Here is a 24,606-nt window from a genome sequence, read left to right as displayed (position 1 = left end):
CTGTGGTACGTTATTCCCGCGCCTCAAATTTCCAGGACCTGCCCCGGCTTCAGCACCAAAAACTGGTCGCGCGGAACGCCAACCTCATCGAGCGCCACGCCAAGAGCCTGTTCCGGCGCATCGATCGCCTCGTCGGTGAGCTGAAACGTGCCGTGATGATGCGCCAGCGCAAGCTCGGCGCCGCAATCGGCGAGCGCCTTCACGGCATCGGCCGGATTCATGTGCATGTCCTTCATGAACCAGCGCGGCTCGTAGGCTCCGATGGGCAAAATCGCCGCGCGCAGCGGACCATGCGCCTCACGGACGCGACGAAAATGCACACCGCTGCCGTAACCGGAGTCGCACACGATGTAGATTTTTCCGGCCGGCGTTTCCAGCACGAAGCTTGCCCACAGCGTCTTGTTGCGATCGAAGATGCCGCGCGCTGACCAGTGCCGCGTCGGCACCAGCGTGACCGCGAGTCCATCGGCAAGTTCAATACGCTGATGCCAGTCGAAGGCCTCGGCGCGGATCGCGCTGTCGGCGGCGCGCATGGTCACGTCGTTGCCAAGCGGCGTGATCACGCGGGGCGCGAATTTTGCTACAAGTTTGGACAGCGTCGCGACATCGAGATGATCGTAATGTCCGTGCGACACCAGCACGGTATCGATTGGAGGCAGCGCCTCGAAGGCAATGCCTGGATCGTTATGGCGCTTCGGGCCCGCGAACGAGAACGGCGACACGCGCTTCGACCACACCGGATCGATCAGGATGTTTTGCCCAGCGGTCTGGATCAGCCAGCTCGCATGCCCCACAAATGAGAACCGCACGCCCCTCGTCACGCTCGGTGGCGGCGTGTCGGAATAGGGCGACGGCGCCCATTCGGGCCACTTATGGCGCTCACGGCCGCGGCTGAATTGCCAGCGCAGCACCTCAGAGAGCCTGAGCGGTGCGCCGTCGGGATCGAAGAAATGCGTGCCGTCGAAATGATCGGAGACCGGACCGTCGTAGGTTTTCATTCGGAACGCCCAAAATGACGGAAACCGGCGGCGGTGATGCCAGCGAAGGCAGTCGGCGGCGGGTCCATGGCACGGTTGGTGGGTGAGAGAGCGGAAATAGCCGGCAGGGACACTTCCGACATGGGATTGACGCAGGACATTTACAACGCGGGCATGTCTTGCCGCAGATATTGCTGAATAAACCAATATTATCAGCTTCTTATATAAATCTCACGCGACAGTACGGTTCGATCTTTCTTGACTTGCCGCAGCCTTTCCATGTAAATCCGCCCACCTCTCGAAAAGACGTTCTTTTCGACCCGCCGACCGGCCGCAGGGGCCGGAGGTCAACGCCCGACAGCGCTATGCGCCCTCGGGCGTAAACGTGTTTTGGAATTTGGTGCTGGCGCGCGCCAAAATGCACTCGTGGCCCCCTCTCACAAGGGGGTAAGAACCAGGAACGGCTCATGTTCGACAATCTGTCGGAAAGGCTCGGCGGCATTCTGGATCGGCTGACGCGGCGCGGCGCGCTGACGGAAGCCGATGTCGACGCCGCCATGCGCGAGGTGCGCCGGGCGCTTCTCGAAGCCGACGTCTCGCTCGACGTGGTGCGCAGCTTCACCGACAAGGTTCGCGAGCAGGCGATCGGCGCCACCGTCGTCAAATCGGTGACGCCCGGCCAGATGGTGGTGAAGATCGTCCATGACGAGCTGATCGCCACGCTCGGCGACGATGGCCAGACCATCGACCTCAATGCCGTGCCGCCGGTCACCATCATGATGGTCGGCCTGCAAGGCTCGGGCAAGACCACCACGACGGCTAAACTGGCGCGGCGGCTGACCGAGCGCGACAAACGTAAAGTCCTGATGGCCTCGCTCGACATCTATCGGCCGGCGGCGATGGAACAGCTCGCAGTGCTTGGCCGCGATCTCGAGGTCCAGACGCTGCCGATCGTCGCGGGCCAGAAGCCCGAGCAGATCGCGCGCCGCGCGCTGGAAGCCGGCAAGCTCGGCGGCTACGACGTGGTGCTGCTCGACACCGCCGGTCGCACCACGCTCGACGAAGAGATGATGTCTGAGGCGGCGAACATCAAAGCCGTCGCCCAGCCGCATGAAGTGCTGCTGGTCGCGGACGCGCTGACCGGTCAGGACGCGGTGAACCTCGCGCGTTCGTTCGATGAGCGTGTCGGCCTCACCGGCATCGTGCTGACCCGCGTCGACGGCGACGGCCGCGGCGGCGCCGCGCTGTCGATGCGTCAGGTCACCGGCAAACCGATCAAGCTGATCGGCACCGGAGAAAAGACCGACGCGCTGGAGGATTTCCATCCCTCCCGCATCGCCGGCCGCATCCTCGGCATGGGCGACGTGGTCACGCTGGTCGAAAAGGCCGCCGCCAATATCGACGCCGAAAAAGCCGCGCGCACCACTGAGAAGATGCGCAAGGGCCTGTTCGACCTCAACGACATGCGCGAGCAATTGCTGCAGATGGCGAACATGGGCGGCATATCCGGCCTGATGGGCATGATGCCCGGCGTCGCCAAGATGAAGAACCAGATCGCGGCGGCCGGTCTCGACGACAGGATCATCAAGCGCCAGGTCGCGGTGATCGATTCGATGACGCGACAGGAGCGCAAGCATCCCGATCTCCTGAAGGCCAGCCGCAAGCGACGCATCGCTGCCGGCGCCGGCCAGAAGGTCGAGGAGGTCAACAAGCTTCTCAAGATGCATCGCAGCATGGCCGACATGATGAAGATGATGGGAACGGGCAAGCGCGGTCCCCTCGCCGGCATCGCGCAGGCCATGGGTTTCGGCGGTGGCACGCCGATGCCCACGCCCGAACAGATGAAAGCGCTGGCGGAGAAAATGCCGAAAGGCGCCGACGGCCTGCCGCAAATGCCGAAGGATATGCCGGCGGGATTGCGTGGCGGCCTGCCCAACCTTCCCGGCCTCACCGGCCTCGGCGGCAGACCGACGCTGCCCGGCCTCGGCCGTTTCCCAGGGAAGAAGAAATGAAGGAATTCGTCATTCCGGGGCGGCTCGCAGAGCCGAACTCGGAATCCCGATGTGAAAGATTGCCGAGATTCCGGGTCTGCGTGCTGCGCACGCATCCCGTAACGACGCAGAACAACAACCGCGATTCTAACAGGAGAACTCAATGCCCGTCGTGATCCGCCTCGCCCGTGCCGGCACCAAGAAGCGGCCGGTCTATCATGTCGTTGTCGCCGATTCACGCTATCCGCGCGACGGCCGTTTCATCGAGCGGCTTGGCCACTTCAATCCGCTGATGCCGAAGGACAATGCCGACCGCCTCAAGCTCGACCTCGACAAGGTCAAGGCCTGGCTCGCCAAGGGCGCACAGCCGTCCGACCGCGTGGCCCGTTTCCTCGATGCCGCCGGCGTCAAGAAACGCGCAGCCCGCAACAATCCGGAGAAGGCCGTGCCGCGCAAGGAGCGCAAGGCCGCCGCCGAAGCCGCCGCGAAGTCCTGAGGCTGAACCGGCATGACAGCGCGAGTCTGCGTGGCCCGAATCGGCGCCCCGCATGGCCTGCGCGGCGAGGTGCGGCTGTGGACCTTCACTGAAGATCCTTTTGCGGTGACGCGATACGGCCCGCTCTCGACAAAGGATGGCACGCGGCAGCTTGAAGTGGCGCGCGCGCGCCCGGCCAAGGACCATCTCGTCGCAACGCTTACGGGCGTGACCACGCGCGAGGAGGCCGAACGACTCAACGGCATTGAACTCTACATCGCGCGCGACACGCTTCCCGGGACAGACGAGGGCGAATTCTACCACGCCGACCTGATCGGTCTTGCCGCCGTCGACGCGGCCGGCAAGCCGCTCGGAAGCGTCGCGGCCATCCACAATTTCGGCGCCGGCGACATCATCGAGATCGCCCCCGCGCACGGTCCGACGCTGATGCTGCCGTTCACCGATGCGGTGGTGCCGACCGTGGATATCGCTGGCGGACGTGTGGTGATCGAGATGCCCGGCGAGATCGAGGGCGACGAACCGGATTCCGTTTAGTCGGTGCAAGTAACTTCCCAGTTCTTCGTCATGCCCGGCTTGTCCCGAGCATCCACGTCTGTCTTTCTCTATGTCAAAGACGTAGATGGTCGGGACGCCTGTACGAAGACGCGCTTCGCGCTTTAGCCCGCCATGACAGCTATTGAGCCACGAGCTTATCGATGACCTGGCACGCGACAGTCCTGACCCTGTTTCCCGAAATGTTTCCGGGGCCGCTCGGCGTCAGCCTTGCCGGAAGGGCGCTGGGCACTGGCCTATGGGCGCTGGACGTCCGCGATATCCGGGACTCCGCCACCGACCGACACCGCAGCGTTGATGACACCCCGGCCGGCGGCGGACCAGGCATGGTGTTGCGCGCCGATGTGCTGGCCAAAGCCATCGACGCGGCGGAACTGTCTCTGGAAAGGCCGCGACTGCTGATGAGTCCGCGAGGTCGGCCATTGACCCAGTCCCGCGTGGTGGAACTCGCCACGGGACCAGGGCCGCTGATCGTCTGCGGGCAATTCGAGGGGGTGGACCAGCGGGTGATCGAGACCCGCGGGCTGGAGGAGGTGTCCATCGGAGATTATGTGCTGTCAGGGGGCGAAATCGCCGCGATGACGCTGATCGATGCCTGCGTCCGGCTGTTGCCGGGGGTGATGGGCAAGGCTGAATCCGGGACGGATGAGAGTTTTTCGCATGGACTCCTCGAATATCCCCAATACACCCGCCCGCAGGAGTTCGAGGGCCGCCCGATCCCGGATATCCTTCTGTCCGGCGACCATGCCAAAGTGGCCGCCTGGCGGCGGGCCGAGGCGGAAGCCCTGACTGAGACGCGACGTCCGGATCTCTGGACGGCCTGGGCCAGGCAAAATCCGCCAAAAAGCAAGACAGGCGGGTGACAAAGCTCCGGCTTTGCCGTATATGAGCGCCAAATCCGCGCAGCGAGCATTTTCAGGCAAAGTGGAATCCGGTTTGCCGTTGGAAAATGCTCTAACTGATTGAGTTGCGCGTATTCTTTTCGCAAAACCGGTATCCACTTTTGCGGAATACGCGCCACTGGATAGATGAATTCCGCGCAGCCCCCTCAAACGGCCGGGCGCGCCGCCGATGGAGGTTTGCAATGAACATCATTCAGCAGCTCGAAAAAGAGCAGTTCGACAAACTGTCGGCAACCAAGACCATTCCGGAGTTCGGCCCCGGCGACACCGTGATCGTCAACGTCAAGGTGGTCGAGGGTGAGCGCACCCGCGTACAGGCCTATGAAGGCGTCTGCATCGGCCGCTCCGGCGGCGGGCTCAACGAGAGCTTCACCGTTCGCAAGATTTCCTACGGCGAAGGCGTCGAGCGCGTGTTCCCCGTGATGTCGCCAATGATCGACTCGATCAAGGTGGTGCGCCGCGGCAAGGTGCGCCGCGCCAAGCTCTATTACCTGCGCAACTTGCGCGGCAAGTCGGCCCGCATTGTTGAGAAGAAGACGGACCGCGCGGCCGAGGCAAGCTGAGCGCACGCGGCCTGACCTCCGAAGCTTTTCGAAAGCGCGGCTTCGGCCGCGCTTTTTTTATTACTCGAGCACGACTATCTATCCGGAACGCCGCCGATCGTTCGATTGTCGCGGTAGATGCCGGCATGTTAAAAGACGAAATGGTTCCAGATCAGACCAGCAGCGGCATCGGCCGGTTCACAGTCCGCATCGTGATCGACGACCGCAGCCGTTTGCCCGGACGTTTCTTCGGACGGTTCGCGACCTCGGCGACCTCGGAGCTTGGGCGCGCGGTCTGACGCCGCGCTCTCTCGTCAGCGATTTTTCTCATGCGTTCGCCGCGCGGCCCGCTCAAGGAATTCCAAAAGGTTCACGTCCATGTCCAAACCGACAACCCTGTACGACAAGATCTGGAACGATCATCTGGTCCACGAAGCCGAGGACGGCACCTGTCTGCTCTACATCGATCGCCACCTCGTCCATGAAGTGACGTCGCCTCAGGCGTTCGAGGGCCTGCGCGTGGCAGGCCGCAAGGTTCATGCGCCGGAGAAAACGCTCGCTGTGGTCGATCACAACGTGCCCACCACGGATCGCTCAAAGCCCAATCCCGATCCGGAGAGTGCCGAGCAAATCGCGGCACTGGCGCAGAACGCCAGGGATTTCGGCATCGAATACTACAACGAGTTCGACAAGCGTCAGGGCATCGTCCACGTCATCGGCCCCGAGCAGGGCTTCACGCTGCCCGGCACCACGATCGTCTGCGGCGACAGCCATACCTCGACCCACGGTGCATTCGGCGCGCTGGCGCACGGCATCGGCACCTCCGAGGTCGAGCACGTGCTGGCGACGCAGACGCTGATTCAGAAGAAAGCGAAGAACATGCGCGCGGTGGTCGACGGCCAATTGCCGGACGGCGTCACCGCCAAGGACATCATCCTCGCCATCATCGGCGAGATCGGCACCGCGGGCGGCACCGGCTACGTGCTGGAATACGCAGGCGAAGCAATCCGCGCGCTGACGATGGAAGGCCGCATGACCGTCTGCAATATGTCGATCGAAGGCGGCGCGCGCGCCGGCCTCGTCGCGCCGGACGAGAAGGCCTATGAATTTTTGAAAGGCCGCCCGAAAGCGCCGAAGGGCGCCAACTGGGACGCGGCTATGCGCTACTGGGAGACGCTGCGCAGCGACGACGGCGCGCACTTCGATCATGAGATCCGGCTCGACGCCGCCAGGCTGCCGCCGATCGTGACCTGGGGCACCAGTCCAGAAGACGTCATCTCGGTGACCGGCAGGGTGCCGAATCCCGCCGACATCAAGGACGAGGCCAAGCGACTGTCGAAGGAGCGCGCGCTGCATTACATGGGGCTGAGTGCAGGCACAAAAATTACCGACATCAAACTCGACCGCATCTTCATCGGCTCCTGCACCAACGGCCGCATCGAGGATCTGCGCGCAGCGGCGAAGATCGCGGACGGCCGGACGGTGAACGGCAACGTCAATGCCATGGTGGTGCCGGGCTCAGGGCTTGTGAAGGAGCAGGCGGAGGCCGAAGGTCTCGACAAGATCTTCATCAAGGCCGGCTTCGAATGGCGAGAGCCTGGCTGCTCGATGTGCCTCGCAATGAATCCCGACAAACTGAAGCCCGAGGAACGTTGCGCCTCAACCTCGAACCGCAATTTCGAGGGCCGGCAAGGTTTCAAGGGCCGCACGCATCTGGTGTCGCCCGCGATGGCGGCGGCGGCCGCAATCGCCGGACATTTCGTCGACATCCGCGAGTGGCATTGAAAACCTTCGCCAAATGGTCCTATGCCGATCAGAAAACTGCTGACCGGTCAGCGGATCGAAAGCGTCATCAACAAGGATGCGAAGGAGAAACCGGCCTGCCTCGACTGGCGGGTTGCCTTCGCCGGAAAATTCCGTCAGTCGTAATGATGTAATGAAAAAAGCCAAGACCAAAGCCCCTGCCCGCAAGGCAGCAAAAACGTTGCGTCCATCCGCCGAAGCAAAGGCATTGGCAAAGGCGCCCGCGAGGACGCCTCCTCGGCCGCCTGCAAAGCCGGCGACCACTAAGGTCAAAGTCGCGAGGACGGTGGCGGCCGTGAAGAGCAGCAAGGCGGCGCCCCAAGCGGCTGAAAAGCCGATCGCGACAGCGCCGCGCAAGGCTCTCACTCTTCCGGCGAAGCCGGCTCCCGCAGTCACCGCGCCGATTCCAGAGCCCACGGCCGTACCTTCAACGCCTGCCGCTCCGACGTCAAAACCGGTATCCGGTCCTCTGTCGCGCGCCGACGTGCCGCCCGAAGCCGGCTTTACGCTGCTGGTCGACGGGCATTTCAAGAACCAGTTCGAAACGCTGTCCCAGGCGAAGCAAGCCGCCACCGAATTGAAGTCTCGTTTTCCGATGCTGCGGATCGCGGTCTATGACGCTGCGAACAAGGCGCGGCTACCGGTCTGATCGGCATCACTGCCCGGCGCAAGACGGCGTGACGCGTGAGATCGCCGCACATCTCAGCAACAGCCTACAAAGAAAGAGATGCCGTCGGCCCGAGGGGCGGATGGATTTCGGCAACAGCCCTCACCAGGACGGATCGAGGCCGTAACCAGAGATAAACGGATAGAACGGCACGGGCCCCTGCGGCACGTAGTAATTTGGCCGTTCGTAATACGGCCGATATGGACCGCGCACATAAACACGCGGGCGATGGTGCCGATGGCGATGACTTCGGTGCACGCGATGCTCCGCACTCACGTCGGTCAACGCCGCGGACTGCGCAATGACAGGGCTGGCCGCCTGCACGCGTTCGATGGATGCCGCGCCGGACAGCGCCACGATTGCCGCCGCAAGGCTCACGCCGAGATATATTTTCATGGCACTTCCCTAGTGTCCTGAATCCGAAGTTCGCCTCACTGCGCTGCGTCCTCCGTAGCGAACTTCGGATTCGAAAGGACACTAGCAAACTTATGATTCTAGTGTGGTTTAGGTTCAGAAGTTCGCTTGAAGGACTTGCAGAGAAAATGAAGCGAACTTCTGAACCACCACACTAGATCGACGCGCGCTGCCGTAGCTATCCTTCTCATAATATCCGTACCGCTTCAAAAAAACAGGCCCGCAAGACGGGCCTGTTTAGAACGCGGGCGGGGTTCGCTTTAACCATCCGCCGGGATCGGATCAGCGCTAGCGGTGATGATGCCCGTGGTGGCGATGCCCATGGTGATGATGATGGCGATGAGACCGCCAGTGGTTATGGTGGTGATGATGATGAGACCGCCAGTGATTGTGATGGTGGTGATGTCCCCACTGCACGTTGGTCGTCAGCTTGCCGGCGTCGCCCTGCGCGGTGGCGGCGATGCCCGGACTGACTGGCGTTGCCGCCTGTGCCTGCTGCGCGGGAGCCGCGACAACCAGAAGCGCACCGAAGGCGGCAAATCCTAGAATTTTCTTCAAAAGCATATAGACCTCCATGGAATAACAAGTAACGGCGAACCGCAGCAGATAGTTCCATCGCCATCGCGACAGGAGCAACGAAGCTAGGAGCGCAGACGTGAATGCGATGTGAATGCGCCGACTGCAGTCATGACCGGCGACGATGCGCCGCATACTTGGCGCATGATCCGCCAAGGTGTGTGCGGCCTAGCAAAAAGATCATGCGCATTCTGATATTTTGGAGGGTGATCGGACGCAAAAGCGGAATCCACTTTTGCTGATCGCGCTCTAGCCACACCGACTCGTTGACGCCGATAGAGAGGGAGAACGGGCCTGCGCGGTGCCGTCAGCCGTGGCGCCAGTAACAGTTCATCCGCGGAACGATCACCGTGCCGCTCGGCCGGAATTCCTGCACGTAATGCGCTGTGCAATCGCGTACCGCGTCGGGGCCGGGATTGTAGCTCGGGTAGACCCCGCGCTCGTCCTCGCGATAGATGCGAACGCGCGGTCGCCGCTTGCGCGCCTCGGCCGATACGCCAGTTGTCACGGCGTGTTCGGCGTTCAGCGCTGTTTGGGCCTCCGCGCGGTCCTCAAACATTATCGTACCCGGCAGCAGAAACAGAAGTACTGCGCCCGTCGCCAGCCCCACCGCCGTCATCCTGACGTCCATCCCAGCGCCCCGGTTTTCGTGTTCGCAGCCAACGGTCTCCGATTGACGCGCCCGCGTCAACCGTGACCCGCCCGGATCTTAAAAACCCTTATCTTAAAAAACGGTACCCCCGCGGCGAAACACGGTTAAACAGATGGCATGTGGACGTCCGCCAAAGCCCCCTCGCTGGCTGACATGGAAACCATGGCGCAGGAGGCTTTTGCCCGCCTGCCCGAGCGTTTCCGGCGCCTGTGCGAGGGTCTCATCATCCGCGTCGAGGATTTCCCCACCGACGAGGTGCTGGACGAGATGAGGGCTGACAGCGAATACGATCTGCTGGGACTGTTCCAGGGCACCGGCCTGCCGTTCCAGAGTCATGAAGACGTTGCCAGGCTGCCCAATCTGATCTGGCTCTACCGCCGTCCCATCATCGACTACTGGGCCGAGCATGACGAAACGCTGGACCATATCATCACCCATGTGCTGATCCACGAAATCGGCCACCACTTCGGGCTGTCCGATGCCGATATGGAGGCGATCGAGGCGCAGGCGGCAGGGTAGCTCCGCATGATTGGACCTTGGATCGAGGGCGGGATCGGGATAGAACGGCGGCTTACGAGGAACCCTGTCATGGACAAGTTCACAACGCTGGAAGGCGTCGCGGCGCCGCTGAAGATCATCAATGTCGACACCGACATGATCATTCCGAAGCAGTACCTGAAGACCATCAAGCGCACCGGCCTTGGCAAGGGCCTTTTCTCGGAACAGCGCTACAGGGACGACGGCTCGGAGAATCCGGACTTCGTTCTCAACAGGTCGGCCTATCGCAACGCCAAAATCCTCGTTGCCGGCGACAATTTCGGCTGCGGCTCGTCGCGCGAGCACGCGCCGTGGGCGCTGCTCGACTTCGGCATCCGCTGCGTGATCTCGACCTCGTTCGGCGACATTTTCTACAATAACTGCTTCAAGAACGGCATTCTGCCGATCCGCGTGACGCAAGCCGACCTCGACAAGCTGTTCGACGACGCGGAACGCGGCGCCAACGCGACGCTGACCATCGATCTCGCCAATCAGGAAATCCGTGGCCCCGACGGCGGCAAAGCAACATTCGAGATCGACGCGTTCCGCAAGCATTGCCTGCTGAACGGCCTCGACGACATCGGCCTGACGATGGAAAAGAAGTCGGCTATCGACAGCTACGAGGACAAGCTCAAGCGCGAACGCGCCTGGGCCTGACCTTCCTCACGCGGCCGGCTGTGACTTCACCTGCGGACGACGGACGAGGCTAGGCGGCTTTCCGCTTGGCGCTGATCAGCTTGCGGTTGATCAGGCACTCGGCGATCTGGATCGCGTTGAGCGCCGCGCCCTTGCGCAGGTTATCCGACACGCACCACAACACCAGGCCGTTCTCCACGGTCGCATCCTCACGGATACGGCTGATGTAGGTGGCGTCCTCGCCCGCCGCCTCATACGGCGTGACGTAGCCGCCCGGCTCGTGCTTGTCGATCACGAGACACCCCGGCGCGTTGCGCAGGATGTCGCGCGCCTCATCCGCCGAAATCGGATTCTCGAATTCGATGTTGACCGCCTCAGAGTGGCCGACGAACACCGGCACCCGCACGCAGGTCGCGGTGAGCTTGATTTTGGGATCAAGAATCTTCTTGGTCTCCATCATCATCTTCCATTCTTCCTTGGTGTAACCGTCCTCCATAAACACGTCGATCTCGGGAATGACGTTGAAGGCGATACGCTTCGGGAATTTCTTGCTGACGAGCTCGCTCGCGGTGTAGACCGCCTTGGTCTGCGCGAACAATTCGTCCATGGCGTCCTTGCCGGCGCCTGACACGGACTGATAGGTCGCAACTACGACGCGCTTGATGACGGCCTTGTCGTGCAGCGGCTTCAGCGCCACCACAAGCTGCGCGGTCGAGCAGTTCGGATTGGCGATGATGTTCTTTTTGGTGAAGCCCGCGACCGCGTCCGCGTTGACCTCGGGCACAACCAGCGGCACGTCCGGATCCATCCGCCATGTCGACGAGTTGTCGATCACGACCGCGCCGGCTGCCGCGATCTTCGGCGACCATTCCTTCGACACGGCGCCGCCGGCCGACATCAGGCAGATATCGACATCACTGAAGTCGTAATTTTCCAGCGCTTTGACTTTGAGGGTTTTGTCGCCGTAGGAGACTTCGACGCCCATGCTGCGGCGCGAGGCCAGCGCCACCACCTCGTCCGCGGGGAATTTCCGCTCGTCCAGAATGTTGAGCATTTCACGCCCGACATTGCCGGTCGCTCCGACCAGCGCGACTTTGTAACCCATCGTTCACTCTCCGAAAGAAAAATTGCCTCCCTGTCGCCTGCGCGCGAAACAAGGGAAGACGCTGCGCTTCTATGCGAGAAACGCCGTCAAGACAACGTCGGACCCTGGTTCCCACGCGACCGATTCGGCCGGTGCAGCCGGCAGAAATCCATTCGGCTTTGCGCGGCTTCGCCGACACGCGCGCGCAGTCATCGGAAATCCGCTCGCCTATACGGGCTCATCTTTTATATAGGCTCTTATGTAGGCGCATTATGGGTAAACGCCGTGATCGACGACGATAGCTCATTGAAAACAGATGCTTATGACCATACCAGCCAGGCGGGTGACCAGCCCGCCTCCGACGCGCGTGGCATGTTCTCAAGTCCCGCCTTCGCCAACACTTGACCCGGTACGCGGTCGATCCGAGGCAACATTTTGTCGTCATGGGCATTATTCTCGCAAGGTGTGGCCCAATTGGGCTTGTGGCGCCCGCCCGCCGGACGGTAAAAAGACGGTCACTTAAGATCTATGAGGACACGATGACTTTGAAATTCCCCGCCGCGACCCGGGCTGCGAAAACCATCGCGCTGTTGCTTGCGGCGGCTGCCATCGTTGCGGTCGGCTTCAGCCCCACCGACGCGAGCGCGGCCAAGCGCAAGCACTATGACCGCAGCGGCGCTTATGGTCCGGACGGACCCAACGTGTCCTATCAATCCGGCCCGCGCACCCGTGTCTACATCTCCAAGCGCTCATGGCTGGATCCCGGCACAGAGGTGCTGCCCGGCGATCGCAAGTTCAGCGACTATGCCTTCCCGCCGGACGTCGGCTATCCCACGTTCGCCCGCGAAAACCTGAACCGGCCGATCGACCGGCAGCCGCTCAGTCCGCCCTCCGATCTTGGCGGATATCCGACGGCATTTCCGCTGTACTGACCGAGAGCGACCATCATTTAAAAGAAAATGCCCGGCGCTGCCGGGCATTTTTGTTGGATATGCCGGCAAGGCTCAGGCGTGCAGCGCCTGAAGCTCCTTCACGATTGCCTCACCCATCTGCGATGTGCTGACCACGGTCGAGCCCTCGGACTTCAGGTCAGCCGTACGCAGTCCTTTCGCGAGCACCGCCGCGATTGCCGCGTCGAGCTTGTCCGCGAGGTCCCCCATATCGAAGGAATAACGCAGCGCCATCCCGAATGAGGCCAGCATTGCGATCGGATTCGCCGCCCCCCGCCCGGCGATATCGGGCGCGGAGCCATGCACCGGCTCATAAAGCGCGCGGCGCTTGTTGGTTTTCGGATCGATGTCGCCGAGCGAGGCGGACGGCAGCATGCCGAGCGAACCGGTCAGCATCGCCGCGATGTCAGAGAGCATATCGCCGAACAGGTTGTCGGTGACGATCACGTCGAACTGCTTTGGCCAGCGCACGAGCTGCATGCCGCCGGAATCCGCGAGTTGGTGCTCGAGCGTGACGTCCTTGTATTCGCGCTGGTGAACCTGCGTCACCACCTCGTTCCAGAGCACGCCGGACTTCATGACGTTGCGCTTCTCCATCGAGGTCAGCTTGTTGCGACGCTTGCGCGCGAGATCGAAAGCGACGCGCGCGATACGCTCGATTTCATAGGTGTCGTAGACCTGGGTGTCGACGGCGCGCTTCTGGCCGTTGCCGAGGTCGGTGATGGTTTTCGGCTCGCCGAAATAGACGCCGCCGGTGAGCTCGCGCACGATCATGATGTCGAGCCCCTCGACCACCTCCGGCTTCAGGCTGGAGGATTCCGCGAGCGCCGGATAGCAGATCGCCGGACGCAGGTTGGCGTAGAGCGCGAGATCCTTGCGCAGCCGCAACAGGCCCGCTTCCGGCCGCACGTCGTAGGGCACCGGGTCCCATTTCGGACCGCCGACCGCGCCGAACAGCACGGCGTCGGCGGCGAGAGCCTTCGCCATGGTGGCATCGGTGATGCTGACCTTGTCGGCGTCGTAGGCCGCGCCGCCGACAAGCCCATCCTCGGTTGCGAAATGCGCGATACCCTGCGCATCCAGCCAGCCGATCAGCCGCTTCACCTCCGCCATCACCTCAGGGCCGATGCCGTCGCCGGGCAAGAGAAGCAGCTTATGGGTCGCCATAACAAGTCCTCGGAATTTCGTCATCGCGGACGCCGAGCGCAGCGAGGCAATCCGGAATCCAGACTCAGACATCAAAAGTGGATTCCGGTTCGCGCTTTCGGGTCGGCAACTGCCGACCGACGGTGCGCCCCGGAATGACGAATAGGCCGATTGCTAGGACGGTGTTGCGCCGTTGGCAAGACGCCTTTGCTCCAATTGCCCTGCCCTCGGAAGCTGCCACAATGCGCGCTGCCGGAGGTTCTCGTTGAGCGCACCAGACCGACCAACCGCGCCCGCGAATCTCGCGTGGCTGATCCTGATCCTGTCGCTTGCGCCCAGCGTCGGCCTCGGCCTCGGCCGTTTCGCCTACTCGCTGGTGCTGCCGGACATGCGCGACAGCCTCGGCTGGTCCTACTCCTCGGCCGGCTTCATGAATACAATCAACGCCGCCGGTTATCTCGCCGGCGCTCTGATTGCGGCCTCGGTCGCAAGACGCTTCGGGCCAGCCGCAAGCACGCGCTGGTCGACGGCGGCCGCAGCAGCCTCGCTGGCGCTCTGCGCGCTGACGGGCAACTTCATCGTTCTCAGCGTCGCCCGATTGGTCGTCGGGGTGGCCGCGGCGATCGGATTCGTCGCCGGCGGAACACTGGCAGCAACGATCGCGCAATCGCAGCCGGCACGATCAAACTTCCTCCTCAGCCTGTTCTACGTCGGTCCCGCCATCGGCATTCTCACGTCGGGACTGGTCGCGCCGTTCGTGCTGCAATATTTCGGCCCGGGATCGTGGTGGATCGTGTGGTTGGCGATGACCGTGCTCGCCATCATGATGACGGTGCAGATGTTCGTCGCGCGCTTCGATATCGCCGCAAGCGGTCCGCAGACGGCGCGGGGGCGTTTCGCGATTCGCCCTGTCATCATCTTTCTCGCCGCCTACTTCCTGTTCGGCGCCGGCTATATCGCCTACATGACGTTCATGATCGCCTATGTGCGCGACGGCGGCGGCGGCGCGCTGGCACAAAGCGCGTTCTGGAGCCTGATCGGCCTCAGCGCGTTAGTTACCCCCTGGGTTTGGCGGCGCACGTTTGAACTCGACCGCGGCGGCCTCAGCATGACCATCGTCCTCGGCGTCAACGCTATTGGAGCCGCGATTCCGCTGCTCGGCCATACGCCGCTCTTGCTTGGATTATCGGCGCTGGTGTTCGGGGTGGCGTTTTTCGCAGTGGTGACCTCGACCACGGCATTCGTGCGCTTCAACTATCCGTCCGTGGCGTGGCCGACCGCGATCGCCGCGATGACAATTTCATTCGGCATCGGCCAGACGCTGGGACCGGTCGTGGTCGGCGCGATCACCGACGCCATGGGCAGCCTGTCCTATGCGCTCAACGTCTCGGCGGCGATGCTGGCGGCCGGCGCGATCCTGTCCGCCTTCCAGCGCCCGCTTCCGCGTCCCGCGTCGTCCTGACAGCACAGAGCCCGCTTCTGATGGAATCAGAAGCGGGCTCTGTGATTTTATTTTGGCGCGTTTTCTTCACGCGAACCGGTATCCACTTCGCTCGAAAACGCTCTACTCGATGACGCCGCAGGCGATGCGGCCGCCGGCCTCGCCGGTTGGGTCGGTCTTGTAGTCATCCGCCGCCGCATGGATGACGACGGCCGTGCCGTCCGGCTTCAGAAGCGAATTCGGCTTGTCCTTGTCCAGCGTGATCGCGGTATTGAGCACTTCGAGCTTCAACTCGCCCGAGGCGGGCACGACCAGGTTCGGCATGTCGCCGGCGTGATGACCGTCAGCCGCCATCATGCCATGCTTCTTGTTGCCGGGATTGAAGTGGCCGCCTGCCGATGTGAACGGCGGCTCGCATTTGCCGGCCGCGTGAATGTGAAATGCGTGATTGCCGGGCGGCAGGCCTTTCAGGGCAGCCTTCAGCAGAACCCCATCATCGGTCTGCGTCAATTCGACACTGCCGACATCGGCGCCTTGTGCGTTTTTCAGGAGAGCCTTGGCGGAATTGGCCGAAGCCCCGGTCACGGTCACGGTCAGGACAAGGAGCGTCGTCGCCGCAAACAGGGTACGAGCGATCATGGAAAACCTCCGGATGCGGAAATCAGGACTGCGGGTATTCGTTGGCAGCCGCTTATAGCAGCCGGAAATGACAGCGGCCAGTCGCGTCAGAGGCCGCTAAAGGAATTATAACCTTGGTCTTCCCAATAGCCGCCCTTGTAGTCGTTGGTGACTTCCATCGAGATCACGTATTTTGGATTCTTGAAACCGAGCTTGGTCGGGACCCTGATCTTCATGGGGTAGCCGTACTTGCGCGGCAGGATTTTTCCGTCGAACTTGAACGCCATCTGGGTCTGCGGATGCAGGGCGGTCGCCATGTCCAGCGGACTGTTGTAGCCGTCGACATCCGCGCACTGAAACCAGCAATATTTCGCGCGGGTATCAGCGCCGATCAACTTGAGGAAATCGCGTAGCGGCGTCCCGCTCCAGCTTCCGATCGCGCTCCAGCCCTCGACGCAGACGTGCCGCGTGATCTGTGTGACCTCCGGCAGCTTGTAAAGCTCGTCGAGCGTCCACGAATTCCTGTTGTCGACGAGGCCCCGCACCTCGAACTCGTAGTCCTCGCCGTCGACGTCAGGCGCCTTGTCCTCGGCATAGTAGCCGTTGAACGGAAACGGACGCGTGATGTCGGCCTCTGTGTAGGTCGGCGCCAGCGTGTTCGGATTGAAGATCGCGGCCTGCACCTTGTCGTTGAACTTTGAAATCTGCACCAGCAGCTTTTCCGCCGAGAAACTGTCTGATACGTCGCATCCCGTCAGCAAGGTCAGAGCGCCGAGGCTGGCGCCGCCGGCGATGAAGCGGCGGCGCGCCGGATCGGGCAGCAATTTCGCGGCATCCCTGACGAGCAGCTTCCTATCGACGCCCGGAATCAGAAGCGAACGGAGACGGCGCATGGCAACCTTTCCTAGCGACCGATGATCATCGCGCGCAGGCTTCTCGGCACCAGCAGCGCGAGCGCGACATGCACAATAAGGAATGCGACGATCAGTGCCATGCAGGCGAAGTGCACATAGCGCGCGAAATCGTAGCCGCCGAACACAGCCGTCAACCACTGGAACTGAACCGGCTTCCAGATCGAGAGGCCCGACAGCACCACCACGATCCCGACGACGATGATGCCGGCATACAGCAACTTCTGCACCTGATTATATCGCGACAGATCGTCGTGGGACAGCTTGCCGGTTAGCGCCGCCCTTGCATCGGCCGCCACGCCCATTGGGGTGATCGGCAACAGTTTTCGGCGGAAGCGTCCGGTGGCCAAGCCAAGCACAAGATAGATGAGGCCGTTGACCATCAACAGCCACATCGCCGCGAAATGCCACAGCAGTGCGCCGGCGAGCCAGCCACCGAGCGTGATCGAACGCGAGAAGGTGAAGTCGAACAGAGGCGAGGCATTGTAGATCTGCCAGCCCGACATGATCATTATGATCATCGCCACCGCATTGATCCAGTGGATGACGCGCACCCACGCCGGCTGAATGACTTTAACCGGGGGAGAGACGGTGCGGCCATCGCTGGTTGAAATGCTGGTCATAACTCGATCCAAATATCGGCCCAGCCGGAGACTTGGGGCAGAGGCTCTGCATATATTCTACGGCAGAACCCGGAATTTGGTTACGGCATTCCCCGCATATCACGCCTCGCTGGCGCGACATCCCTTCACAAAAAAGCGAGCCGGGTCGTGCTGTACCCACTCGCCGCGCGCCCGGCGTACCGTTCGTAGACTGTCCCGAAATATCGCATGACCGACTTTTGCGTGACGACTGTCTTCATTGCCTCGTCAAGCTTGTCCTTGCTATTCAACACCTGTTGGCCGATCGGCTAAGCTGTCCGCGCCGGGAACACGAGCGGGAGCTCCACCATGAACGCCAACCTGTTTTCACGCCTGTTCGACGATCTCGACGACGCGGCGCGGACGGCAATCGAAACCCTGGACGGCCGGCGTATTACCTATGACGACCTGATCGCGTTTTCGGGGCGGCTAGCCAACGTCCTAGTGGCGCGCGGCATCAAGCCCGGCGACCGCGTCGCGGTACAGGTCGAAAAAACAGTACCGAATCTCGTACTCTATCTTGCAGCGTTACGCGCCGGCGCGGTCTATCTGCCGCTCAACCCGGCCTACACCCTCAATGAACTCGGCTATTTCATCACCGACGCCGAACCGGCGCTCGTGGTCTGCGACCCATACAAGGCGGAAGGCATCAAAACGATCGCGGCGAAGGTCGGCGCCAGGGTCGAAACGCTGGGCGCCGACGGCAAGGGATCGCTGACGGAAGCCGCCACGGCGGCAAAGCCGGAATTCATCACGGTTGTGCGCGCCAGCGACGACCTCGCGGCTATCCTCTACACGTCAGGTACGACCGGGCGTTCCAAAGGCGCGATGCTCACCCACGACAATCTGGCGTCGAACGCCTGCAGTCTCGTCGACTGCTGGCGCTTCACCGACAAGGACGTGCTGATCCACGCGCTGCCGATCTATCATACCCACGGACTGTTCGTGGCCAGCAACGTCACATTGTTCGCGCGCACGTCGATGATCTTTCTGCCGAAATTCGATCCCGACCTCGTCATCAGACTGATGGCGCGCGCCACCGTACTGATGGGGGTGCCGACCTTCTACATCCGTCTGCTGCAAAATCCTGCGCTGACGAAAGACTCGACCAGGCACATGCGGCTGTTCATCTCCGGCTCGGCTCCGCTTTTAGCCGAGACCCATCGCGAGTGGTCGGCTCGCACCGGGCATGCCGTGCTGGAACGCTACGGCATGACCGAGACCGGCATGAACACATCGAATCCCTATGAGGGCGATCGCGTTCCCGGCGCCGTCGGCCACGCGCTGCCCGGCGTCTCCGTTCGTGTCACAGATCCGGAAACCGGAAAGGAACTGCCACACGAGGCCATCGGCATGATCGAGGTCAAGGGCCCGAACGTGTTCAAGGGCTACTGGCGGATGCCGGAGAAAACCAGGGCCGAATTCCGCAACGATGGTTTCTTCATCACCGGTGACATCGGCAAGATCGACGATAAGGATTACGTGCACATTCTCGGCCGCGGCACAGACCTCGTGATATCAGGCGGCCTCAATGTCTACCCGAAGGAGGTCGAGAGCGAGATCGACGCGTTGCCGGGTGTGGTGGAGACCGCCGTCATCGGCGTGCCGCACACGGACTTCGGCGAGGGCGTCACCGCCGTCGTGGTCCGCGACAAGAGCGCCGACCTCGATGAGGCGAAGGTGCTCGGCGCGCTCGAGGGACGGCTGGCGAAATTCAAGATGCCGAAGCGCGTGATTTTTGTCGATGAACTGCCGCGCAACGCCATGGGCAAGGTGCAAAAGAATATTTTGCGTGACACTTATGCCAGTCTCTACAAGACCGGCTGACGGCTACTGACAAATCTGGCAGTATGCGCACCTTGATACCGTTTGGGAGATCACGCATGATTCGCCGGATTTCGACATTTCTCGCTACAGCCGCCGTCGTGACGTTGATGCTCAGCGCAGCACATGCGGAGATCGTGACCCTCAAGGCCAGCATGAGCGGCAAGAACGAAGCGCCCCCGAACAACAGCACGGCGTCCGGCGCCGCTGAAGCCACGCTCGACACTGCCACCAGGGAGCTGACCTATACCGTGACCTACTCCGGCTTGAGCGGACCTGTGATTGGCGCGCATTTCCACGGCCCGAGCAAGGCCGGAAAAAACGCGGGCATCGTGATGCCGTTCAAAATGCTGGAAAGTCCGATCAAGGGCACCGCGACCCTCACCGACAGTCAGGCGGCCGATCTGCTGGCCGGCAAATGGTACGCGAATATCCATACCGCCGCGAATCCGGGTGGCGAGATTCGCGGCCAGATGAAGCGCTGACGGCGGAAATTGCGGCCACGATTACGCGGCCTCGACGGCCTGTTCTGGCGAGCTATCAAGCAGCGCGATGAATTTGTCGAACGGCAGCGGCGGCGCCACCAGGTAGCCTTGGCCCTGCTCGACACCACAATCGCTCAAGGCCACCGCCTGTTCGGGTGTTTCAACGCCCTCTGCGATCACTGTCATCTTCAGCTCGGCCGCGAGCCTCACCAGCATTTCGATAACGGCGCCGGCAGTCGGATCGGCGCCGAGGCGGTCGATAAAAAATTTGTCGATCTTGATGATGCTGGCACCGAGCCGCTGGATTTGCGACAAACCGCTGTGGCCAATCCCGACATCGTCGATCGCCACGCGGAAGCCGAATTCGCCAAGGGCAGCCACGACTGCCGCCGCCGCATCGAGGTCCGGCAATTCTTCCCGCTCGGTGACCTCAAGGACGACCTGACGCGCTGAGACCCGCGCCTCCAGCACTTGCGCCCGTAGCGCATCGACAAATCCTTCGGACATCAGGTGCCGCGGCGCGATATTGATCGAGACCTTGAAATACTTGTTGCGCCTCAGGAATGGCTTCAGTTCTTGAAGTGCGCTGCCGAGCAGTTGCCAGGTCATCGGCGCCATGCGTCCGGTGCGCTCCGCGATCGGAATGAACTGCGCCGGCAAAACGATCAAACCATCCGGGCGGATACGCCGGGCCAGCATCTCGCAGCCGACGATTTCACGGCTGCTAATATCGAAAATCGGCTGATAGAACGGCCTGAATTCCTTTCCGGCCAGCGCGGCGTCAAACTCGCTTTCCTCGCCTGACGCGCGAGGCATCGCGCGGTCAAGGAGAACACCGAAAACGAAACCAAGAACTGCGCCGGTCAACATGATCGGCCAGTACGGCTCGTCATGCCATCGCGCGAACGCCGCGCGGCTCACCCTGATCGAGACCTTCAGAGGATACTGCTTCGACGATCGAGCGAAGTCTACCAGGTCCTTCGACAACGGCCCGTGAAGGGCCTCATAACCGACGATCGGCTGGCCGTTGCTCAATTGAAGTTCCACGTTGCTGCCTTCGTGAATCTCCGAAGGCATCACGTCATAGAGCGAGGAATTGAGGCCAATGATCGCGACGAGCGCACGGTCCTCGCCAATATCCCGTAACAATCCCAGCGCGACGCCGTTAATCTGATCGACGCGAAACAGCAGCGCCGTGCCGTCGCTCGACGGCAGCATTTCGTCCCGGCTTGCCCAGCCGTTGTCAAATTCGAGCGTTTCGGAATAAGCCGAACAAAGCACTGAGCCGTCGCGCTCGACGATACGCACATCCTTGACGAAGCCGTTTTGATAGACTTGGAGGCGCACAGCCTGAAGCGATGCCGGATCGCACGAGGTCACACCTCGCTGGGCCAGTTCCGCCAGTGCAGCGACACCGAAATCGACGGCGAGCTTGGAGCGGCGCATCGCGACATCGTTCAATTCGCGCAGATGTCTTGAACGCTCAGCGCGAATCAATGCGTTCGCAGCAACGTGCGCCGCGATACAGAACAGCACGGCCGACAGAACGACAGTGGCAATCCGCGTGAAGCGGCGATGAAGGCCCATGACTGGTCCGGATGAATGCATCGGCGGTGCGATAATCCGGGAAAGGTCTCAACTATTCGTTGAGAAGCGACGCCGAGTTGCTGGCTGACCACCGCCTCTTAGATTTCGGTTAACCATCGCGAAGGGACGTGAGACGGGGCCCCGGCATAATCAGCAGCAGGGCAGTTCGGACGGGTTCGGCCATGCAACCATTCTGGCCCCGAGCATTCACCGCGCGATCATCCAGCCGCCCGCGCGTTCGTGGATCACGCTTCAGCCGTACTGGCGTCCGGCGGGTGCTCGCCGTCAAGGCATTACCCAACGCAGGGCGGTAACTCTGAACTACCATTCGCAAATAGTGATTTGATCGTTGCGCAGGCTGTTTCGACCCCATAAATATATGAAGAGAATTGCTTGTCGCGGATTCCTACCGGGCCAGCGCCGCGCGCCCGCAACCAGCGAAGCCATCGATGACCGTCAGGATCGAACGACCGCTTTCGCCACACCTACAAATTTACCGCTGGACCCTGACGATGGCGTTATCCATCGTCCATCGTGCAACCGGCATGGCGCTCTACTTCGGGACGCTGCTGCTGGTGTGGTGGTTGATTGCCGTGTCGTCCGGGCCGGGCGCTTACGCCGCGGTCCAGTCGTTCACGGCGAGCTGGATCGGCCGGCTGATCGCATTCGGATACACATGGGCGCTGATGCACCATATGCTGAGCGGCGTTCGCCACCTCGTCTGGGATCTCGGTTACGGTTTCAAGCCGGCCGAGCGCGAATGGCTTACCCGGGCAGCATTGATCGGCGGCATTTTCCTCACCGTGCTGCTGTGGATCGTCGCCTATACGATCGGAGGCGGACGATGACCGTGCCGCCGGTCTCCGCTCCGAAGTCGATGCGGACCCCGCTGGGGCGGGTTCGTAACCTCGGCTCGTCCCATTCGGGGACCAAGGACTTTTGGCGGCAGCGTGTGACCGCGGTCGCCATGATCCTGCTGATCGTGCCGATGGTGGTCGTCATGATGATTCTGCTCGGCCGCAACCAGGCCGGGGCGGCGCAGATTCTCGGCTCGCCGCTGATCGCCATCATCATGCTGCTGTTCGTCGTCGCCAGTATCTGGCATATGAAGATCGGCATGCAGGTGATTATCGAAGACTACGTGCACGACGAGAAGATGAAACTGGCGTCGATCATGGCTAACAACTTCTTCTCCGCCACGCTGGCGCTGGCCGCCGCTTACGCCATCTTCAAACTGTCATCCGGAGTGTAGTTCATGGCCGTCAACGGCAGCGCGGCGGCGGCCGCCAACGGCAAGGCCTACCCCATCGAAGACCATACTTATGACGTCGTCGTCGTCGGCGCCGGCGGAGCCGGCCTGCGGGCCGTTGTGGGTTGCGGCAAGGCCGGCCTGCGCACCGCGTGCATCACCAAAGTATTTCCGACCCGCTCGCACACCGTTGCGGCACAGGGCGGCATCTCCGCCTCGCTCGGCAACATGCACAAGGACGACTGGCGCTGGCACATGTACGATACCGTCAAGGGATCGGATTGGCTCGGCGATCAGGATTGCATCGAGTACATGGTGCGTAACGCACCGGAGGCGGTCTACGAACTCGAGCACTGGGGCGTGCCGTTTTCGCGCACCGAGGACGGCAAGATCTACCAGCGCCCGTTTGGCGGCATGACCATCGATTACGGCAAGAGTCAGGCCCAGCGCACCTGCGCCGCCGCCGACCGCACCGGCCACGCCATGCTGCACACGATGTATGGCCAGGCGCTGCGCCACGCCGCCGAGTTCTTCATCGAGTTCTTCGCCATCGACCTCATCATGGACGATCAGGGCGTCTGCCGCGGCGTGATCGCGCTGAAGCTCGACGACGGCACGCTGCACCGCTTCCGTGCCCAGACCACCATTCTCGCGACCGGCGGCTATGGACGCGCCTATGCTTCCTGCACCTCGGCGCACATCTGCACCGGCGACGGCGGCGGCATGGCGCTGCGCGCTGGCCTGCCGCTGCAGGACATGGAATTCGTCCAGTTTCACCCGACCGGAATCTACGGTTCGGGCTGCCTCGTCACCGAGGGCGCGCGCGGCGAAGGCGGCTACCTCGTCAACGCCGAAGGCGAGCGCTTCATGGAGCGCTATGCGCCCTCTGCCAAGGATCTTGCCTCGCGCGACGTCGTCTCGCGTGCGATGACGATCGAAATTCGCGAAGGCCGCGGCGTCGGCAAGAAGAAAGATCACATCTTCCTGCACCTCGACCATCTCGACCCGAAAGTGCTGCACGAGCGTCTGCCGGGCATCTCGGAGTCGGCGAGGATCTTCGCCGGCGTCGACGTGACCCGCGAGCCGATCCCGATCCTGCCGACTGTGCACTACAACATGGGCGGCATCCCCACCAACTTCCACGGCGAAGTCGTCACCAAAACGAGCGGCGACGACAATGCGGTCGTGCCGGGCCTGATGGCGGTGGGCGAAGCCGCCTGCGTCTCAGTGCACGGCGCCAACCGTCTCGGCTCCAACTCGCTGATCGATCTCGTGGTGTTCGGCCGCGCCGCCGCCCAGCGCTGCGCCGAAAAGCTCACCACCGACGCCAAGCAGCCCGATCTCCCCGCGAACTCCAGCGAGATGGCGCTCGGTCGCCTCGACAAATTTCGCTACGCCTCCGGCGGCACGCCGACCGCCAGGCTGCGCGAGAGCATGCAGCGCGTGATGCAGGCCAACTGCGCGGTGTTCCGCACCCGCGACATCCTGGCGGAGGGTCAGAAACTGATCCACAAAGTCCATGAGGGGATTGCAGACGTCGCGGTGTTCGATCGCTCGCTGGTGTGGAACACCGACCTGATGGAGACGATGGAATACGACAACCTCATCTCCCAGGCGGTGGTGACGATGGATTCCGCCGCCAACCGAACCGAAAGCCGCGGCGCCCACGCGCGCGAGGACTATCCTAATCGCGACGATAAGAACTGGATGAAGCATTCGCTGGCGCGATTGAGCGATCGCGGTGTCACCACGATCGACTACCGTCCGGTGCACGACTACACGATGACCAACGACGTTCAGTACATTCCGCCGAAGGCGCGGGTGTATTGAGAGACAAGACTTTCAAGGCTCGGCATTCCGGGCGCGAGTACAGCGAGCGAACCCGGAATCCATGGACCGGGCAGGGAGTATGGATTTCGGGTCTG

28 protein-coding genes are annotated in these 24,606 nt (G+C 62.2%); 17 read left to right on the top strand and 11 right to left on the bottom strand.

All coding sequences use genetic code 11. From position 1 onward, the window contains the following. Positions 1–23: 23 nt before the first annotated feature. Positions 24–998, bottom strand: a complete 975-nt coding sequence (locus ACSZOQ_RS19670; protein ID WP_439924040.1) for an MBL fold metallo-hydrolase — start codon at positions 996–998, stop codon at positions 24–26. Between the two features lie 446 nt (positions 999–1,444). Here ACSZOQ_RS19670 and ffh point away from each other — a divergent pair, with 446 nt between their 5' ends. The 5 genes from ffh to rplS all read left to right on the top strand — a co-directional run bounded on the left by ffh (position 1,445) and on the right by rplS (position 5,481). Continuing rightward, positions 1,445–2,989: a signal recognition particle protein gene (gene ffh, locus ACSZOQ_RS19665; RefSeq protein ID WP_439924039.1), complete on the top strand. Its 1,545-nt coding sequence runs from the start codon at positions 1,445–1,447 to the stop codon at positions 2,987–2,989. A gap of 142 nt (positions 2,990–3,131) precedes the next feature. Next, entirely contained in the window at positions 3,132–3,464 is a 333-nt protein-coding gene (rpsP, locus tag ACSZOQ_RS19660) for a 30S ribosomal protein S16 (protein WP_439924038.1), read from the top strand. Between the two features lie 12 nt (positions 3,465–3,476). Continuing rightward, positions 3,477–3,998 (top strand): ribosome maturation factor RimM, encoded by a 522-nt coding sequence (rimM, locus tag ACSZOQ_RS19655; protein ID WP_439924037.1) that lies wholly within the window; start codon positions 3,477–3,479, stop codon positions 3,996–3,998. Between the two features lie 161 nt (positions 3,999–4,159). Further along, a complete protein-coding gene (gene trmD, locus ACSZOQ_RS19650; RefSeq protein WP_439924036.1) occupies positions 4,160–4,879 on the top strand; it encodes a tRNA (guanosine(37)-N1)-methyltransferase TrmD in 720 nt (239 codons plus the stop codon). A 221-nt stretch (positions 4,880–5,100) separates the two neighbouring features. Beyond that, the gene (gene rplS / locus ACSZOQ_RS19645) at positions 5,101–5,481 is read left to right on the top strand and encodes a 50S ribosomal protein L19 (RefSeq protein ID WP_439924035.1); all 381 of its coding nucleotides are present in this window, start codon (positions 5,101–5,103) and stop codon (positions 5,479–5,481) included. Positions 5,482–5,632: 151 nt separating this feature from the next. Here the strand turns inward: rplS and ACSZOQ_RS19640 are convergent, their stop codons facing one another. Then, the gene (locus ACSZOQ_RS19640; protein ID WP_439924034.1) at positions 5,633–5,791 is read right to left on the bottom strand and encodes a hypothetical protein; all 159 of its coding nucleotides are present in this window, start codon (positions 5,789–5,791) and stop codon (positions 5,633–5,635) included. A gap of 47 nt (positions 5,792–5,838) precedes the next feature. Between ACSZOQ_RS19640 and leuC the strand changes: the two genes are divergently transcribed. The 3 genes from leuC to ACSZOQ_RS19625 all read left to right on the top strand — a co-directional run bounded on the left by leuC (position 5,839) and on the right by ACSZOQ_RS19625 (position 7,912). Continuing rightward, positions 5,839–7,245, top strand: a complete 1,407-nt coding sequence (leuC, locus tag ACSZOQ_RS19635) for a 3-isopropylmalate dehydratase large subunit (protein ID WP_439924033.1) — start codon at positions 5,839–5,841, stop codon at positions 7,243–7,245. Positions 7,246–7,266: 21 nt separating this feature from the next. Further along, the gene (locus ACSZOQ_RS19630; protein ID WP_439924032.1) at positions 7,267–7,389 is read left to right on the top strand and encodes a hypothetical protein; all 123 of its coding nucleotides are present in this window, start codon (positions 7,267–7,269) and stop codon (positions 7,387–7,389) included. Positions 7,390–7,558: 169 nt separating this feature from the next. Next, on the top strand, positions 7,559–7,912 hold the full coding sequence (locus tag ACSZOQ_RS19625) for a hypothetical protein (RefSeq protein ID WP_439924031.1): 354 nt from the start codon (positions 7,559–7,561) through the stop codon (positions 7,910–7,912). 120 nt (positions 7,913–8,032) lie between these two features. On the opposite strand, the gene ACSZOQ_RS19620 is transcribed toward ACSZOQ_RS19625, so the two are convergent. The 3 genes from ACSZOQ_RS19620 to ACSZOQ_RS19610 form a co-directional block, all read right to left on the bottom strand. Further along, positions 8,033–8,326 (bottom strand): hypothetical protein, encoded by a 294-nt coding sequence (locus ACSZOQ_RS19620; RefSeq protein WP_439924030.1) that lies wholly within the window; start codon positions 8,324–8,326, stop codon positions 8,033–8,035. Positions 8,327–8,632: 306 nt separating this feature from the next. Then, on the bottom strand, positions 8,633–8,908 hold the full coding sequence (locus ACSZOQ_RS19615) for a hypothetical protein (protein ID WP_439924029.1): 276 nt from the start codon (positions 8,906–8,908) through the stop codon (positions 8,633–8,635). Between the two features lie 319 nt (positions 8,909–9,227). Beyond that, positions 9,228–9,551, bottom strand: a complete 324-nt coding sequence (locus tag ACSZOQ_RS19610) for a hypothetical protein (protein ID WP_439924028.1) — start codon at positions 9,549–9,551, stop codon at positions 9,228–9,230. A 138-nt stretch (positions 9,552–9,689) separates the two neighbouring features. Between ACSZOQ_RS19610 and ACSZOQ_RS19605 the strand changes: the two genes are divergently transcribed. Further along, positions 9,690–10,091, top strand: coding sequence for a metallopeptidase family protein (locus ACSZOQ_RS19605; RefSeq protein ID WP_439924027.1), 402 nt, complete (start codon positions 9,690–9,692; stop codon positions 10,089–10,091). A 69-nt stretch (positions 10,092–10,160) separates the two neighbouring features. Further along, positions 10,161–10,766 carry a 3-isopropylmalate dehydratase small subunit gene (gene leuD, locus ACSZOQ_RS19600; RefSeq protein WP_439924026.1) on the top strand — a complete coding sequence of 202 codons (606 nt, stop codon included), beginning with the start codon at positions 10,161–10,163 and terminating at the stop codon, positions 10,764–10,766. A gap of 49 nt (positions 10,767–10,815) precedes the next feature. On the opposite strand, the gene ACSZOQ_RS19595 is transcribed toward leuD, so the two are convergent. Continuing rightward, positions 10,816–11,850, bottom strand: coding sequence for an aspartate-semialdehyde dehydrogenase (locus tag ACSZOQ_RS19595; protein WP_439924025.1), 1,035 nt, complete (start codon positions 11,848–11,850; stop codon positions 10,816–10,818). A gap of 518 nt (positions 11,851–12,368) precedes the next feature. Here ACSZOQ_RS19595 and ACSZOQ_RS19590 point away from each other — a divergent pair. Further along, positions 12,369–12,761, top strand: coding sequence for a hypothetical protein (locus tag ACSZOQ_RS19590; RefSeq protein ID WP_439924024.1), 393 nt, complete (start codon positions 12,369–12,371; stop codon positions 12,759–12,761). A 72-nt stretch (positions 12,762–12,833) separates the two neighbouring features. On the opposite strand, the gene leuB is transcribed toward ACSZOQ_RS19590, so the two are convergent. Continuing rightward, on the bottom strand, positions 12,834–13,946 hold the full coding sequence (leuB, locus tag ACSZOQ_RS19585) for a 3-isopropylmalate dehydrogenase (RefSeq protein ID WP_439924023.1): 1,113 nt from the start codon (positions 13,944–13,946) through the stop codon (positions 12,834–12,836). Positions 13,947–14,190: 244 nt separating this feature from the next. Here leuB and ACSZOQ_RS19580 point away from each other — a divergent pair, with 244 nt between their 5' ends. Then, positions 14,191–15,387, top strand: a complete 1,197-nt coding sequence (locus ACSZOQ_RS19580; protein WP_439924022.1) for a YbfB/YjiJ family MFS transporter — start codon at positions 14,191–14,193, stop codon at positions 15,385–15,387. A gap of 102 nt (positions 15,388–15,489) precedes the next feature. Here ACSZOQ_RS19580 and ACSZOQ_RS19575 read toward each other — a convergent pair whose 3' ends face one another. The 3 genes from ACSZOQ_RS19575 to ACSZOQ_RS19565 form a co-directional block, all read right to left on the bottom strand. After that, a complete protein-coding gene (locus ACSZOQ_RS19575) occupies positions 15,490–16,005 on the bottom strand; it encodes a superoxide dismutase family protein (RefSeq protein WP_439924021.1) in 516 nt (171 codons plus the stop codon). An 86-nt stretch (positions 16,006–16,091) separates the two neighbouring features. Next, positions 16,092–16,877, bottom strand: coding sequence for a molybdopterin-dependent oxidoreductase (locus ACSZOQ_RS19570; protein ID WP_439924020.1), 786 nt, complete (start codon positions 16,875–16,877; stop codon positions 16,092–16,094). An 11-nt stretch (positions 16,878–16,888) separates the two neighbouring features. Then, the gene (locus ACSZOQ_RS19565) at positions 16,889–17,518 is read right to left on the bottom strand and encodes a cytochrome b/b6 domain-containing protein (protein WP_439924019.1); all 630 of its coding nucleotides are present in this window, start codon (positions 17,516–17,518) and stop codon (positions 16,889–16,891) included. Between the two features lie 327 nt (positions 17,519–17,845). On the opposite strand from ACSZOQ_RS19565, the gene ACSZOQ_RS19560 reads away from it, so the two are divergent. Together ACSZOQ_RS19560 and ACSZOQ_RS19555 are read left to right on the top strand one after the other, a co-directional pair. Continuing rightward, positions 17,846–19,363 carry a malonate--CoA ligase gene (locus ACSZOQ_RS19560; RefSeq protein ID WP_439924018.1) on the top strand — a complete coding sequence of 506 codons (1,518 nt, stop codon included), beginning with the start codon at positions 17,846–17,848 and terminating at the stop codon, positions 19,361–19,363. A gap of 56 nt (positions 19,364–19,419) precedes the next feature. After that, positions 19,420–19,845, top strand: coding sequence for a CHRD domain-containing protein (locus ACSZOQ_RS19555; protein ID WP_439924016.1), 426 nt, complete (start codon positions 19,420–19,422; stop codon positions 19,843–19,845). A gap of 21 nt (positions 19,846–19,866) precedes the next feature. On the opposite strand, the gene ACSZOQ_RS19550 is transcribed toward ACSZOQ_RS19555, so the two are convergent. Then, positions 19,867–21,432: an EAL domain-containing protein gene (locus ACSZOQ_RS19550; protein ID WP_439924015.1), complete on the bottom strand. Its 1,566-nt coding sequence runs from the start codon at positions 21,430–21,432 to the stop codon at positions 19,867–19,869. A 449-nt stretch (positions 21,433–21,881) separates the two neighbouring features. On the opposite strand from ACSZOQ_RS19550, the gene sdhC reads away from it, so the two are divergent. Genes sdhC through sdhA form a run of 3 tightly spaced genes read left to right on the top strand, consistent with a single transcriptional unit; the run spans position 21,882 to position 24,511 of the window. Then, on the top strand, positions 21,882–22,280 hold the full coding sequence (gene sdhC / locus ACSZOQ_RS19545) for a succinate dehydrogenase, cytochrome b556 subunit (protein WP_439924014.1): 399 nt from the start codon (positions 21,882–21,884) through the stop codon (positions 22,278–22,280). 29 nt (positions 22,281–22,309) lie between these two features. Then, positions 22,310–22,684 (top strand): succinate dehydrogenase, hydrophobic membrane anchor protein, encoded by a 375-nt coding sequence (gene sdhD, locus ACSZOQ_RS19540; RefSeq protein WP_439926157.1) that lies wholly within the window; start codon positions 22,310–22,312, stop codon positions 22,682–22,684. 3 nt (positions 22,685–22,687) lie between these two features. Further along, on the top strand, positions 22,688–24,511 hold the full coding sequence (gene sdhA, locus ACSZOQ_RS19535) for a succinate dehydrogenase flavoprotein subunit (protein ID WP_439924013.1): 1,824 nt from the start codon (positions 22,688–22,690) through the stop codon (positions 24,509–24,511). The last annotated feature ends 95 nt before the right edge of the window (positions 24,512–24,606 follow it).

Origin of the sequence: Nitrobacter sp. JJSN, from assembly GCF_051912485.1 — a bacterium.
Classification (GTDB): Bacteria; Pseudomonadota; Alphaproteobacteria; order Rhizobiales; family Xanthobacteraceae; genus Nitrobacter.
Note: the sequence above shows the minus strand (reverse complement) of the source record. Positions and strands in the feature narration are given on the sequence as shown.